Source organism: Streptomyces sp. NPDC048196 (assembly GCF_040652715.1).
GTDB classification, from domain to species: Bacteria; Actinomycetota; Actinomycetes; order Streptomycetales; family Streptomycetaceae; genus Streptomyces; species Streptomyces siderophoricus.
Genome location: NZ_JBEZMM010000051.1, coordinates 39,777 through 53,487, shown reverse-complemented (window position 1 = coordinate 53,487; position 13,711 = coordinate 39,777). Strand labels below are relative to the sequence as shown.

Genomic DNA, 13,711 nt, shown 5'->3' with positions numbered 1-13,711 from the left:
GCAATCCACATCGAAACCAGAAGGCCCTCGCCTCTTTCAAGGACCGCTCAAGGCATGTCGCCTGTCACCAACGTCCCGGGACAGCACACCTAGCGCGCCATCGCCCGGTCCTCCGCGGGCAGGGACGTCCCCTCGCGGGGTTCCGTGAGCCGGTCGCCCGGGGTGCGGGAGGCCGGGGCCCGGCGGTGGGCCGGGTCGCGGACCTCGCCGACCAGCATTTCCAGCACGTCCTCCAGGGCGACCAGGCCGAGCACCCGGCCGCTGGGGTCGGCGACCGCCGCCAGGTGGGAGGCGGCCCGCCGCATCGCCGTCAGGGCGTCGTCCAGGGGCAGCTCGGCGCGCAGCGTGGTCATCGCGTGCCAGATCCGCTGGGGCACCGCACGGTCCCGTTCCTCCAGGTCGAGGACGTCCTTGACGTGCAGATAGCCCATGTAGGCGCCACCGGGGGCGCAGACCGGGAAGCGCGAGTAGCCGGTGCGTACGGTCAGCTCCTCGACCTGGCGGGGCGTCACCGTCGGCTCGACGGTGATCAGCGCTGCCCGGTCCAGCAGGACGTCCGTGACGGGGCGGCTGCCCAGCTCCAGGGCGTCGGAGAGGCGCTCCTGCTCGGCCGGTTCGAGCAGACCGGCCTGGCCGGAGTCCTCGACCAGATGGGTCAGCTGCTCGCTGGTGAAGACCGCCTCGACCTCGTCCTTCGGCTCGACCCGGAAGAGCCGCAGCACGCCGTGGGCGCAGGCGCCGAGCAGGGCGGTCACCGGACGGCACAGCCGGGCGAAGGCCACCAGGCCGGGGCTGAACCACAGGGCGGTCTTCTCGGGCGCCGCCATCGCGAGGTTCTTCGGGACCATCTCGCCGATGACCAGGTGCAGGAAGACCACCAGGGCCAGGGCGATGACGTAGCCGAGCGGATGGATCAGGGCGGCGGGCATCCGGACCGCCTCGAACAGGGGTTCCAGGAGGCGGGCGACGGTCGGTTCGGCGACCGCGCCGAGCGTCAGGGAGCAGACGGTGATGCCGAACTGTGCGGCGGCCATCATCTGCGGGAGGTTCTCCAGACCGTGCAGCACCCGGCGGGCCTGTTTGGAGCCCTCGTTGGCCAGCGGTTCGATCTGGGAGCGGCGGACCGAGACCAGGGCGAACTCGGCGCCGACGAAGAAGCCGTTGGCGAGCACGAGCAGCACCGCGAACAGCAGCTGGGCCAGGGTCATCGGGCCACCTCCGCACCGGCCGCGACGGGCTCACGGGTGACCGGAGCGGCGGCCGCGGTCCGGACGATCCTTATCCGCTCGGCGCGGTGGTGTGCGACCAGCCGCACCCGCAGCCGCCAGCCGTCGAGTTCGGCGGTGTCGCCGGGGGCGGGAATCCGGCCGAGTATGTGGGCCACCAGTCCCGCCACCGTTTCGTACGGGCCCTCGGGGGCGTCCAGGCCGATCCGCCGCAGGGTGTCCACCCGGCAGCCGCCGTCGGCGTCCCAGGCGGGGCGGCCTTCCTCGGGCGGTGCCTGCCCGAGTTCGGGCAGGTCCACCCGGTCGTGCTCGTCGCGGACCTCGCCGACCAGTTCCTCGATGATGTCCTCAAGGGTGACCACGCCGGCCGTGCCGCCGTACTCGTCGACGACCACGGCTATCGGCTGTTCGCTGCGCAGCCGCTCCAGCAGCGGCTGCACCGGCAGCGTCTCGGGCACCAGCAGCGGCGGCACCGCGATCCGGACCGCCGGGGTGCGCAGCCGCTCGTCGGCCGGGACGGCCAGCGCGTCCTTGAGGTGGACCATGCCGACGACCTCGTCGAGCCGGGTGCGGTAGACGGGGAAGCGGGACAGGCCGGTGGCGCGGGTGAGGTTCACCACGTCCTCCGCGGTCGCGGACGCCTGCAGGGCGCTGACCCGGACCCGCGGGGTCATCACGTTCTCCGCGGTCAGGTCGGCCAGCGAGAGGGTGCGGACGAAGAGGTCCGCGGTGTCCTGCTCGATGGCGCCGGCCCGGGCGGAGTGCCGGGCCAGCGAGACCAGTTCGCCGGGGGTGCGGGCGGAGGCCAGCTCGTCGGTCGGCTCCACGCCCAGGGCGCGCACGAGCCGGTTGGCGACGGTGTTCAGCAGGGTGATCACCGGGCGGAAGAAGCGGGAGAAGTGCCGCTGCGGGCCGGCCACGACACGGGCGACGTGCAGCGGCTTGGAGACCGCCCAGTTCTTGGGCACCAGCTCACCGATGACCATCTGGACGGCGGAGGCCAGCAGCATGCCGAGGACGACGGCGATGCCGGGGACCGCGCCCTTGGGCAGCCCGGTGGCGAGCAGCGGGCCGGACAGGACGTCGGCCAGCGCGGGCTCGGCGAGCATGCCGACCACCAAGGAGGTGATGGTGATGCCCAGTTGGGTGCCGGAGAGCTGGAAGGAGAGTTCGCGCAGTGCGGAGACGACGGTACCGGCGCGGCGGTCGCCGTCGGCCGCGGCGCGTTCGGCGTCCGCCTTCTCGACGGTGACGAGGCCGAACTCGGCGGCGACGAAGAATCCGTTGGCGAGGATCAGGACGAGGGCCGCCGCGAGCAGCAGCAGGGGGCCGGTCATGCCGCCGCCCCCTTGGTATGCGGAGGGGCGGCGCAGGTACTACAGGACGATCCGTCCATTGCCGGAGGGAGTCACTCCTCGGGTCGGGTTGAGCCCCCGAAGGGGCGGGGCGCGGGGCGCGTCCCGGAGAACAGAGTAAACAGCGGGGCCCGTGTTAGGGCAGGCTCATCGGGCCGTGTGGTCGAGCGCACCGTGCTTCTCGGTGAGGTCACGCAGCGCACGAGCGTCCCGAATAGCCTGATTTCGGGCGATACCGGGCTGGATGCCCATGGCGGGCAGGCTGGTGCCGTCGGCCAGGTCGAGATGGACCCAGGGGTCACCCTGCCGGAGGTTGACCCGGACGATCTGGGCCCAGGCCAGTTCGCGCCGGGTGGTGAGGTTGACGACCGTGACGCCCTCCTGCCGCGCGACCACCTTGGGGCGGCCGAGCAGCAGGAGGACGGCGCCCACCAGCAGCCCGGTGACGACGAAGCTGATCCGCTCGCCGCCGGTCAGTTTCGGCAGCGCCAGCGCGATCGCCGTGAGGGCGGCGAGCTGGGCGATGCCGACCGTGTACAGCACGACCCGGGTGCGGGTCGGCCGGAACGTCACCGGGAGGCTGGGCAGGGGCGCGGACACGTCGTGAAGCCTTTTGTCGGGGGGCTGGGGCGGTACGGGCCGGTCAGAGCCGGCAGGCGTGGATGCCGGTGGTCAGGATCGCCCGGGCGCCGAGGTCGTAGAGCTCGTCCATGATGCGCTGGGCCTCCTTGGACGGGACCATGGAGCGGACCGCGACCCAGCCCTCGTGGTGCAGCGGGGAGACGGTCGGCGACTCCAGACCGGGGGTCAGGGCGACGGCCTTCTCGACGTGCTCGACCCGGATGTCGTAATCCATCATCACGTACCGGCGGGCCACCAGGACGCCCTGCATGCGGCGGAGGAACTGGCGCACCTTCGGGTCGTCGTCCGGGGCTCCGGTGCCGCGGATGACCACGGCCTCGGACTTCAGGATCGGCTCGCCGATGATCTCCAGTCCGGCGTTGCGCAGGGTGGTGCCGGTCTCCACCACGTCCGCGATGATCTCCGCCACGCCGAGCTGGATGGCGGTCTCCACCGCGCCGTCCAGACGGACCACGGAGGCGTCCACGCCGTTCTCGGCGAGGTGCTGCTTGACCAGTCCGGCGAAGGAGGTCGCGACCGTCATGCCGCCGAACTCGCTGACGTCCTTGGCGGTGCCGGGACGGGTGGCGTAGCGGAAGGTCGAGCCGGCGAAGCCGAGCTGGAGGATCTCCTCGGCCGGCGAACCGGAGTCCAGCAGCAGGTCACGGCCGGTGATGCCGATGTCGAGCTTGCCGGAACCGACGTACACCGCGATGTCGCGGGGGCGCAGGAAGAAGAACTCGACCTCGTTCTCGGCGTCGACCAGGACCAGTTCCCTGCGGTCCTTGCGCTGGCGGTAGCCGGCCTCATGCAGCATCGCCGACGCAGGCTCGGACAGTGAACCCTTGTTGGGGACAGCGATGCGCAGCATGAGAGCGATTTCCTTTGCAGCTAAAGGGAGTTGGGCTGGGTGCCTGGGGTGGTTCAGAGGTGGGCGTAGACGTCGTCGAGGGAGATGCCCTTGGCGACCATCATGACCTGCAGGTGGTAGAGGAGCTGGGAGATCTCCTCGGCGGCGGCCTCGTGGGATTCGTACTCGGCGGCCATCCAGACCTCGGCGGCCTCCTCGACGACCTTCTTGCCGATCGTGTGGACACCGGCCTGCACCAGCTCGGCGGTACGGGAGGTGGCGGGGTCGCCGGTGGCGGCCTTCTGCTGGAGCTCTGCGAACAGCTCCTCGAACGTCTTCTTGGACATGATGGTGACTACCCTACGCGGTGATGTCACAGCGGCGCGCAGCGCCTCGGCCGAAGGGTGGTGGCGGGAGACGGGCGGGCTCCTCAGCGCCAGGGCTCCGACACGGTGCGCAGGGTGGCGGCGGTGGCGACCGCGGCGGTGACCGCTTCGTGGCCCTTGTCCTCGGCCGAGCCCTCCAGGCCCGCACGGTCCAGCGCCTGCTCCTCGGTGTCGCAGGTCAGCACGCCGAAGCCGACCGGTACGCCGGTGTCCACCGAGACCTGGGTCAGGCCCTGGGTGACGCCCTGGCAGACGTAGTCGAAGTGCGGGGTGCCGCCGCGGATGACCACGCCGAGCGCGACCACCGCGTCGTAGCCGCGGCCGGCCAGGACCTTGGCGACGACCGGCAGCTCGAAGGTGCCGGGCACCCGCAGCAGGGTGGGCTCGTCGATGCCGAGCTCGGTCAGCGCCCGCAGCGCGCCGTCGACCAGGCCGTCCATCACCCTTTCGTGCCACTGCGCGGCGATGACGGCGACTCGCAGGTCGCCACAGTTCTTCACGGTCAGTTCGGGTGCGCCCTTGCCGCTCACGGTTCTCCTTGTAGGGGTGGTGGTGCCGGTCGGTGGTGAGGTTGCGGGGGTGGGGGGTTACTGGTTGTGGCAGGTGCCGGCGTGATCGGAATCAAGCCAGGGCAGGTCGTGGCCCATGCGGTCGCGCTTGGTGCGCAGGTACCGCAGGTTGTGCTCGCCGGCCTGGACCGGCATCGGCTCCCGGCCGGTGACCTGCAGGCCGTGCCGGGTCAGGGCGGCGGTCTTGTCGGGGTTGTTGGTCATCAGGCGCAGCGAGCGCACGCCGAGGTCCTTCAGCATCTGCGCGCCGGCCGCGTAGTCGCGGGAGTCGGCGGGCAGGCCGAGTTCGAGGTTGGCGTCGAGGGTGTCCCGGCCGCGCTCCTGGAGTTCGTAGGCGCGCAGCTTGGACATCAGCCCGATGCCGCGGCCCTCGTGGCCGCGGAGGTAGATCACCACGCCGCGGCCGGCGTCGCTGACCCGCTGCAGCGACGCCTCCAGCTGGGGGCCGCAGTCGCAGCGCAGGGAGTGGAAGATGTCGCCGGTCAGGCACTCGGAGTGGACCCGGACCAGAACGTCCTCGCCGTCCCCGAGATCGCCGGCGACCAGCGCGATGTGCTCGACGCCGTCGACGGTGGAGCGGTAGCCGTACGCGGTGAACTCGCCGTGCGCGGTGGGCAGCCGGGTGGCGGCCTCGCGGCGGACGGTCGGCTCGGACGAGCGGCGGTAGGCGATCAGGTCCTCGATGGAGATGATCGACAGACCGTGCTTGCGGGCGAACGGGACGAGCTCGGGCAGTCGCAGCATCGTGCCGTCCTCGCCGGCGATCTCGACGATCGCGGCGGCCGGGCGCAGTCCGGCCAGCCGGGCGAGGTCGACGCCGGCCTCGGTGTGGCCGTTGCGGACCAGGACGCCGCCGGGCCGGGCGCGCAGCGGGAAGACATGGCCGGGCCGGACGAAGTCGCCGGGGGTGGAGTCGCCGGAGGCCAGCAGGCGCAGGGTGGTGGCGCGGTCCGCGGCGGAGATGCCGGTGGAGACGCCGTGCGCGGCGGTGGCGTCGACGGAGACGGTGAAGGCGGTCCGCATCGACTCGGTGTTGTGGTCGACCATCTGCGGGAGTTCCAGCCGGTCCAGCTCCGGGCCCTCCATGGGCGCGCAGATCAGTCCGCGGCATTCGCTCATCATGAAGGCGACGACCTCGGGGGTGGCCTTCTCGGCGGCGATGACGAGGTCGCCCTCGTTCTCGCGGTTCTCGTCGTCCACGACGACGACCGGGCGGCCGGCGGCGATGTCGGCGATGGCTCGCTCGACGGGGTCCAGGACGAGGGAGTCGTCCGCGTCGTACCAGCTCTTGAGGGCGGTCATGCCGCTGCTCCTTCCATGACAGGGCGATCTGCGATGGCGCGCGTGCGCAGCCACCAGTCGCGCATGCCCCACACGACGAGGGCGAGGTAGACGACGTAGACGAGGCCGGAGAAGGCGAGGCCGCTGCTGAAGGCGAGCGGGACGCCGACCACGTCGACCAGCAGCCAGGCGAACCAGAACTCGACCAGGCCGCGGGCCTGGGCGACCATCGCGGCGAGCGTGCCGACGAAGATGTAGGCGTCCGGCCAGGGGTTCCAGGACAGTTGCGGGAAGAGGGTGAACAGGCCGCCGACGGCGGCGGTGCCCAGGGCGGTGCCGGCGAGCAGCACGCCGCGCTCGCGCCAGCCGGCGAAGCGTACGGCGATGGAGCCGTCCTGCGCCTGCCGGCGGCCGCGCTGCCACTGCCGCCAGCCCCACAACGCCACGCCGATGACGAGGAGTTGCTTGCCGACGCCACCGCTGAGGTGGGCCGAGGCGTAGGCGGCGACGAGGATCAGGCCGGAGAGGAACTGGGCCGGCCAGGTCCATATGGACCGCCGCCAGCCGAGCGCCAGGGCGACCAGACCGATGGTGTTGCCGATCATGTCCGACCAGATGACGTGCTGGCCGAAGGCCGTGAACGCCACGCCGGACAGCCAGTGGCCCACCGGCGCCACGGTCGTCTCGACCACCCCCTTGACCAGGCCGCGGCCGGCGATGTCGCCGAGGGCCCCCAGGCCGCTCACCGGTCCATCTCCTTGATCTCTTCGATGTCGTTGAGGTCCGCGGAGCCCCGGCCCAGCAGCCGCTCCACGTACTTGGCCAGGACGTCGACCTCAAGGTTGACCGGGTCGCCGGCCTGCTTGATGCCGAGGGTGGTCAGCGCGAGGGTGGTCGGGATGAGGCTGATGGTGAAGTAGTCGTCGGCGGCCTCGACGACGGTGAGGCTGACGCCGTCGACGGTGATGGAGCCCTTCTCCACGACGTAGCGGGAGAGCGCGGCCGGCAGCGCGATCTTGACGATCTCCCAGTGTTCGGCGGGGGTGCGCCCGACGATGGTGCCGGTGCCGTCGACGTGGCCCTGGACGAGGTGTCCGCCGAGCCGCCCGCCAAGGGCCATGGGGCGCTCCAGGTTGACCCGGGAGCCGGCGGTCAGCGCGCCGAGGCTGGAGCGGTTGAGCGTCTCGGCCATCACGTCGGCGGTGAATTCACCGTCCGCGGTGTCCACGACGGTCAGACAGACGCCGTTGACCGCGATCGAGTCGCCGTGCTTGGCGTCCTCGGTGACGACAGGGCCGCGCAGTCGAAAGCGAGCGGCGCGAGTGGGGGCACCCCCAGCGGCAACTGGGGGAGCATCGCCGAGGTCCTCGATGGCGACGACCTCTCCCAGTTCTTCGACGATTCCGGTGAACACTTCAGTTCTCCTCGGGGAGGGCGGGGCGAAGGGGCGTGGCGGTGATGCGCAGATCGGGGCCGAGCCGTTGGGTGTCGGTCACGTCGAGCCGCAACGCCTGGGCGAGGGTGGTGATTCCGGCGTCGCCGACGGCGGCCGGTCCGGCGCCGAGCAGCACCGGTGCGAGATAGCCGACGACCTTGTCGACGGCCCGGGCGGCGAGGAAGGCGCCGGCGAGAGTGGGCCCGCCTTCCAGGAGTACGGAGCGGACGTCCCGCTCGTACAGGGCCGCGAGGAGGGCGGGGATGGCCAGGCCGGGTCCGCCGGCGGCGCGCGGCAGTCGGACGAGCGGGGCGAGGCCTTCGAGGTGGGCGGCGTCGGCGTCCTCGGCGACCGCGATCAGGGTGGGTGCGGTGCCGTCCAGGACGCGGGCGCCGGGCTTGACGGCGGTGGCGCCGGAGTCGACGACGACCCGCAGCGGCTGGCTGATCTCGTCGTCGGTGAGCCCGCTGATCCGGGCGCCGAGCTGCGGGTCGTCGGCGCGGGCGGTGCCGGAGCCGACGATCACCGCGTCCGCGGCGGCCCGGAGGCGGTGCACGTCGGCGCGCGATTCGGGCGAGGAGATCCAGCGGCTGGTGCCGTCGGCCGCGGCGATCCGGCCGTCGAGGGTCGCGGCGTACTTCCACAGCACGAAGGGACGGCCGCGCAGGACGGCGGTCAGCCAGGCCTCGTTGCCGGCCGCGGCCTCGTCGGCGAGCAGTCCGCCCTCGACCTCGATGCCGGCCTCGGCCAGGGTGACGGCGCCGCCGGTGGCGGTCGGGGTGGGATCGGAGACCGCGTAGACGACCCGGGCGATTCCGGCGTCGATCAGCGCCCGGGCGCAGGGGCCGGTGCGGCCGGTGTGGTTGCAGGGTTCGAGGGTGACCAGGGCGGTGCCGCCCCGGGCGCGTTCGCCCGCGGCGCGCAGGGCGTGGACCTCGGCGTGCGGGCCGCCGGCGCGCTGGTGCCAGCCCTCGCCGACGGTGCGGCCGTGGGAGTCCAGGACGACACATCCGACCACGGGGTTGGGGCTGGTGTGCCCGAGGCCGCGGGCGGCGAGCTCGATGGCTCGGCGCATCGCCGCGGTCTCGACGGGGGCTGCGGTGGCCACCGGGTCCTCCTGCCTCTTCGGGCACGGACTCCGGGGCTGTCTGGACGACAGGAAGCGGAACGACGCAACGGGGGCACCGCGCCGGAAAAGGAAGCGCCCTCCCGGATGAGACCGAAAGGCGCCGCCGACGGCGGTGTACCGAAGCTCGCCCGCCGCGCACTGCCTCCCATCCGGACTTTCACCGTCGGTGCAGGAATTCCACCTGCTCAACCGGCCGCTGGCTGCGGACGGGTCGCGGACTGTTACCGCCGGTTCGGAATTACACCGACCCCGGAGTGCGCTGCTGCTCTTATGTCAGTACAGCTTCAGTCTGCCACGGCCGATAGTCGCCCATGCGGGCGAACCGCTGTGGGCTGTCTCACAGCGTCCGGCGCGCCGCGGTGTCACGGACGGGGGCGGCTGTTCCGTCATGAGGGGACGGTACGACCCGGGGACGCTGCTGTCCCCCCGCACGCAAGGACTGATCGACGATGGCGAGAATTCTGGTGACCGGCGGTACCGGCACGCTCGGCCGGCCGCTGGTGGAGCGGCTGCTGGGCGACGGACACGAGGTCCGCTCGGTGAGCCGGCGGCCGCACACCGGCACCGAACGGCCGCGGCTGCGGTCGTACGCGGTCGATCTGCGCGAGGGCACCGGACTGGACGTGGCGCTCGCGGACGTGGACGCCGTGGTGCACTGCGCCTCGACGCCGTCCGGTGGTGACCTGGAGGCGGCCCGGCCGCTGCTCGACGCGGTGACGGCGGCGGGGGTGCCGCATCTGGTCTACATCTCGATCGTCGGGGTGGACCGGGTGCCGCTCGGCTACTACCGGACCAAGCTCGCGGTGGAGCGGCTGATCGAGGACTCCGGCATCGGCTGGACGGTGCTGCGGACGACGCAGTTCCACGATCTGGTGCTCCAGATGGTCAAGGCGGGGGCCCGGTCGCCGGTGGTGCCGGTGCCGACCGGGGTGCGGATGCAGCCGGTGGAGGTCCGCGAAGTGGCCGCGCGGCTGGCCGGGTTGGCGGCCGAGGAGCCGGCGGGGCGGGTCACGGACATGGGCGGGCCCGAGGTGCTCGATGCGCGGGAGCTGGTGCGGGCGACGCTCGACGCGGGTGGGCGGCGCCGGCTGCTGATGCCGGTGCGGGTGCCGGGCAAGGTGGGCGCGGCGCTGCGCCGGGGCGGGAACCTCACCCCGGAAAACGCCGTCGGGGTGGGGACCTACGCGGAGTTCCTGGCGGAACGGGCGGGCGGCGGGGCGGCGGCGCACTGAGCACGGGGCGCGGCCGCGCGGAGCGGAGCCGGGACGGGCCGGGCGGAGCGGAGCCGGGACGGGCCGGGTCGGGCCGCGCCGGGACGGGCCGCGCCGGGACGCGCGGAGCGGAGCCGGGACGCGCGGGGCGGAGCGGAGCCGGGCCGCGCGGGGCGGAGCGGAGCCGGGCCGCGCGGAGGCCAGTCAGCCCGGGTCCGGCCGGCACCGAGTGCGGCCCAGGTCCGGCCGGCACCGAGTGCGGCCCAGGTCCGTCCGGCACCGGGTGCGGCCCGGGCCCGTCCGGAACGGGTTCAGCCCGCCGGGGTGAACAGCTCGTCCTGCGCGGCGTCCCGGGCGGCGAGGACCGCGCCGCGCAGTACCGCCCGGCCGCCTACCGCGCCGGCCCGTACGTCGGTGCGCAGCGGGGAGAGCCGGGCCAACCGGTCGGCGACCCGGTCGGCGAGCGTGGCGCCGCCGGCCAGGCCGATCTCGCCGCCGAGGACGACGCAGCCGGGGTCGAGCACCGCGCAGACGGCCGCCGCGCCCAGGGCGACCCGGGCGGCCAGCGCGTCGAGGAAGGCGGTGGCGGCTGCGTCGGCGCCGGCTTCCTCGGCGGTGACGGCGGCGCGGACCAGGGCCTCGGCGGGCGGGGCCTCGGTGGGGCCGGTGGGGCCGCGGCGGCCGGCCGGTTCGCCGGGCGGGGCGGCGAGGCCGTGTTCCGCCGCGAGGGCGCAGAGCGCCGCGGAGCCGGCGAGGGAGTGGAAGCCGCCGTCGCAGCCGGTGGCGGAGGGCAGTGCGCCGGTGCCGGGGACGGGGAGGAAGCCGATCTCGCCGGTGCCGCCCGAGGCGCCGCGCCGCAGCGCGCCGTCCAGGACGACCGCGGCGCCGGTGCCGTGGCCGAGCCAGAGCAGGACGAAGGTCTCGTGGTCGCGGGCCGCGCCCTCGCGCTGTTCGGCGAGGGCGGCGAGGTTGACCTCGTTCTCCAGCAGGACCGGTGCGGCCGTCCGGGTGCGCAGTTCACCGACCAGGGTGGCGTGCCAGGACGGGAGCCGGTCGGTGCCGCCGAGCCGGCCGGTGGCGGGGTCGACCAGGCCTGGCGCGCCGACCGCGAGGGTGTGCGGCCGGTCGGCGCCGGCTGCGGCGAGCGCCTCGTCGACCACGGCGTGGGCGGTGGCGACGGCCGCGTCGGGGCCGGTGTCCGCGCCGACGGGGGCGGTGCGTTCGGCGCGTACCCGGCCCAGGAGGTCGGCGACCGCGACCGTGACGCTGTGGGTGCGCAGGTCGAGGCCGACGAGGTGGGCCCGGTCGGCGACGATTCCGTAGAGCCGGGCGTTGGGTCCGCGCCGCTGTGCGCCGCTCTCGCCGACGACGGCGATCAGTCCGGCCTGCTGGAGGCGTTCGACGAGGTCGGCCACGGTCGGCCGGGACAGTCCGGTCAGCGTCTTGAGCTGACCTGCCGTCAACGGGCCGTCGGATTGGAGGAGTTGGAGGGCCAGCCGGTCGTTGATCAGCCGGGCGGTGGCCGGGGAGGCGGTACGGCCGGCGGCTGCCGCGCGCGGGGGATGCATGGCGGGATTCTGTCATCCGGGCGGGCCAACGCCCTTATTAACAGGCAGGGTTCCTGATAATTTGCCGCCCATGGCTGGCACCGGCACCCCCGACGGCTCCCTCTCCCGCCTCTCCCCGCTCCCCCAGGCCCGGCTGGGCCGCGCCCGTCGGTCCGTCGCACTGGTCTTCCTCGTCCACGGCTCGGTCACCGGCAACTTCGCCACCCGCATCCCCTGGATCCAGGACCACACGGGCATCTCCGCCGGCCAGCTCGGCCTGGCTCTCGCCTTCCCGGCGATCGGGGCGTCGCTGGCCATGCCGCTGGCCGGCCGGATCAGCCACCGCTTCGGCGCCCGGACGGCACTGCGCGCCCTGCTCGCGCTGTGGACCCTCTCGCTGGTCCTGCCCGCCCTCTCCCCCGGTCTGTACGCGCTCTGCCCGGCGCTGCTGGTGTACGGCGCGGCCTCCGGCACGGCGGACGTCGCGATGAACGCCCTCGGCGTGGAGACCGAGGACCGGCTCGGGCGGCCCATCATGTCGGGGCTGCACGGGATGTGGAGCGCGGGCGCGCTGCTCGGCTCGGCGGCCGGCACGCTGGCCGCGCACGCCGGCTGGGACGCCCGGCTCCATCTCGCGGGTGCCGCAATGGTGTTGACCCTGCTGGGCGCGGCCGCCTGCCGGGGCGTGCTGGACCTGCGCAGCGCCCCGGAGGAGCATCCGCCGCCGCGGTTCGCGCTGCCGCCGAAGTCGGCCCTGGTCATCGGGGCGATCGGGTTCTGCGCGGTGTTCGCGGAGGGCGCCGGGCTGGACTGGTCGGCGGTCTACCTGCGCGACCGATTGGGTACGGACGCCGGCCTGGCGGCCGCCTCGACCACCGCCTTCGCCTGCACCATGGCGGCCGCGCGGCTGGCCGGCGACAAGGTGGTGGCCCGCTTCGGCGCGGTGCGCACGGTACGGGCCGGGGGCGTGCTGGCGGCGGCCGGCGGGCTGCTGATCGTCGCGGCCCGCCATCCGGTGCCGGCGATGGCCGGGTTCGGGCTGATCGGCCTGGGCATCGCGGTGGTGGTCCCGCTGGCCTTCGCGGCCGCCGGGCGCAGCGGTCCGGCGCCGAGCCAGGCGATCGCGGGGGTCGCCACGATCACCTACACGTCCGGGCTGATCGCCCCGTCCGCGATCGGCGGGATCGCCCAGGCCAGTTCGCTGACGGTGTCGTTCGCGCTGGTCACGGCGCTGGCCTGCGGTCTGGTCGGGGGCGCCCGGGTGCTGGCCGTCCCGGCCCGTACGGCCTCGGGGGGTGCGCCCGCGGTGGCGGACGATAGGGAACGGTCCTGAACGCGGGCCACTGCCGGTCAGGTGCCGGGCCGCTGCCGGTCCTGAACCGGTCCGGTCCCGGCGGCGGGCCGCTGCCGGTTTGGTGCCGGGCCGGTGCCGGTCAGGTGCCGGGCCGGTCCGGCGGCGGGCCGCTGCCGGGCCGCTGCCGGTTTGGTGCCGGACCGCTGCCGGTCAGGTGCCGGGCCGGTCCGGCGGCGGGCCGCTGCCGGGCCGCTGCCGGTCCTGAACCGGGCCGGTCCGGGCGGCGGGCCGCTGCCGGTCCGGCGGGTCAGGCCGCGTCCGCCGCCGTCTCCGGCTCGTCGCGCTCCGGGCGGATCAGCTCCCCGGCCACCGCGCGGGCCCGGTCGGACCACGGCGTGGGCCGCAGCGTGGCGGAGTCGACCCGGACCAGGACGCGGTGGCCGTGGGCGTAGGTCTCGCCGCCGTCGGCCGAGCAGAGCCGGAAGCCGTAGGTGAGGCCGGTGCGGCCGAGGCGTTCGATCCACAGGTGGGCGGCGTAGGAGCCGGGGCGGGTGACCGGGCGCTCGTAGGAGACCCGCATCTCCTTGATGACGTTGCACATGTCGCCGGCCGCGGCCCAGTCGCCGTCGAAGCCGAAGCCCTGGGCGTGCCAGTACTCCGCCCAGGCGCGTTCCACCAGCAGCGGGTAGCGGGAGTTGTGGAGCATGCCCAGGGCGTCGAGGTCGTCGAAGTGGACGGTGACGGGGACGAGCCGGCCGTACGGGAGGGCGGCGGCCGGAAGGGATTCGACGGTCACGGACGGGGCTC

General features: G+C 73.9%; 14 protein-coding genes and 1 riboswitch. Of the genes, 2 read left to right on the top strand and 12 right to left on the bottom strand.

What is annotated here, in order from left to right:
• Positions 1–89 precede the first annotated feature (89 nt).
• The 10 genes from AB0E02_RS32635 to ribD all read right to left on the bottom strand — a co-directional run bounded on the left by AB0E02_RS32635 (position 90) and on the right by ribD (position 8,831).
• Positions 90–1,208 carry a hemolysin family protein gene (locus AB0E02_RS32635; protein ID WP_362146174.1) on the bottom strand — a complete coding sequence of 373 codons (1,119 nt, stop codon included), beginning with the start codon at positions 1,206–1,208 and terminating at the stop codon, positions 90–92.
• Positions 1,205–2,563: a hemolysin family protein gene (locus AB0E02_RS32630; RefSeq protein ID WP_362146171.1), complete on the bottom strand. Its 1,359-nt coding sequence runs from the start codon at positions 2,561–2,563 to the stop codon at positions 1,205–1,207. The genes AB0E02_RS32635 and AB0E02_RS32630 overlap by 4 nt, the downstream gene beginning before the upstream one ends.
• A gap of 165 nt (positions 2,564–2,728) precedes the next feature.
• A complete protein-coding gene (locus AB0E02_RS32625) occupies positions 2,729–3,181 on the bottom strand; it encodes a PH domain-containing protein (protein WP_362146168.1) in 453 nt (150 codons plus the stop codon).
• A 43-nt stretch (positions 3,182–3,224) separates the two neighbouring features.
• The gene (gene hisG, locus AB0E02_RS32620; RefSeq protein WP_030412068.1) at positions 3,225–4,073 is read right to left on the bottom strand and encodes an ATP phosphoribosyltransferase; all 849 of its coding nucleotides are present in this window, start codon (positions 4,071–4,073) and stop codon (positions 3,225–3,227) included.
• A 53-nt stretch (positions 4,074–4,126) separates the two neighbouring features.
• Positions 4,127–4,399, bottom strand: coding sequence for a phosphoribosyl-ATP diphosphatase (locus AB0E02_RS32615; protein ID WP_030412067.1), 273 nt, complete (start codon positions 4,397–4,399; stop codon positions 4,127–4,129).
• Between the two features lie 83 nt (positions 4,400–4,482).
• A complete protein-coding gene (ribH, locus tag AB0E02_RS32610; RefSeq protein ID WP_030412066.1) occupies positions 4,483–4,968 on the bottom strand; it encodes a 6,7-dimethyl-8-ribityllumazine synthase in 486 nt (161 codons plus the stop codon).
• 57 nt (positions 4,969–5,025) lie between these two features.
• Entirely contained in the window at positions 5,026–6,309 is a 1,284-nt protein-coding gene (locus AB0E02_RS32605) for a bifunctional 3,4-dihydroxy-2-butanone-4-phosphate synthase/GTP cyclohydrolase II (protein WP_362146162.1), read from the bottom strand.
• Positions 6,306–6,893 (bottom strand): nicotinamide mononucleotide transporter family protein, encoded by a 588-nt coding sequence (locus AB0E02_RS32600; RefSeq protein ID WP_362146186.1) that lies wholly within the window; start codon positions 6,891–6,893, stop codon positions 6,306–6,308. The genes AB0E02_RS32605 and AB0E02_RS32600 overlap by 4 nt, the downstream gene beginning before the upstream one ends.
• 137 nt (positions 6,894–7,030) lie before the next feature.
• Positions 7,031–7,702, bottom strand: a complete 672-nt coding sequence (locus AB0E02_RS32595) for a riboflavin synthase (RefSeq protein ID WP_362146159.1) — start codon at positions 7,700–7,702, stop codon at positions 7,031–7,033.
• A gap of 1 nt (position 7,703) precedes the next feature.
• Positions 7,704–8,831: a bifunctional diaminohydroxyphosphoribosylaminopyrimidine deaminase/5-amino-6-(5-phosphoribosylamino)uracil reductase RibD gene (gene ribD / locus AB0E02_RS32590; protein ID WP_362146156.1), complete on the bottom strand. Its 1,128-nt coding sequence runs from the start codon at positions 8,829–8,831 to the stop codon at positions 7,704–7,706.
• A gap of 152 nt (positions 8,832–8,983) precedes the next feature.
• A riboswitch (FMN riboswitch) is annotated at positions 8,984–9,114 on the bottom strand.
• A 187-nt stretch (positions 9,115–9,301) separates the two neighbouring features.
• Between ribD and AB0E02_RS32585 the strand changes: the two genes are divergently transcribed.
• Positions 9,302–10,084, top strand: a complete 783-nt coding sequence (locus AB0E02_RS32585) for an NAD(P)H-binding protein (protein WP_362146153.1) — start codon at positions 9,302–9,304, stop codon at positions 10,082–10,084.
• 290 nt (positions 10,085–10,374) lie between these two features.
• Here the strand turns inward: AB0E02_RS32585 and AB0E02_RS32580 are convergent, their stop codons facing one another.
• A complete protein-coding gene (locus AB0E02_RS32580) occupies positions 10,375–11,631 on the bottom strand; it encodes an ROK family transcriptional regulator (RefSeq protein WP_362146150.1) in 1,257 nt (418 codons plus the stop codon).
• A 70-nt stretch (positions 11,632–11,701) separates the two neighbouring features.
• Between AB0E02_RS32580 and AB0E02_RS32575 the strand changes: the two genes are divergently transcribed.
• Positions 11,702–12,943, top strand: a complete 1,242-nt coding sequence (locus AB0E02_RS32575) for an MFS transporter (protein WP_362146147.1) — start codon at positions 11,702–11,704, stop codon at positions 12,941–12,943.
• Between the two features lie 268 nt (positions 12,944–13,211).
• Here the strand turns inward: AB0E02_RS32575 and AB0E02_RS32570 are convergent, their stop codons facing one another.
• Positions 13,212–13,700, bottom strand: a complete 489-nt coding sequence (locus AB0E02_RS32570; protein ID WP_362146144.1) for a thioesterase family protein — start codon at positions 13,698–13,700, stop codon at positions 13,212–13,214.
• Between the last annotated feature and the right edge of the window lie 11 nt (positions 13,701–13,711).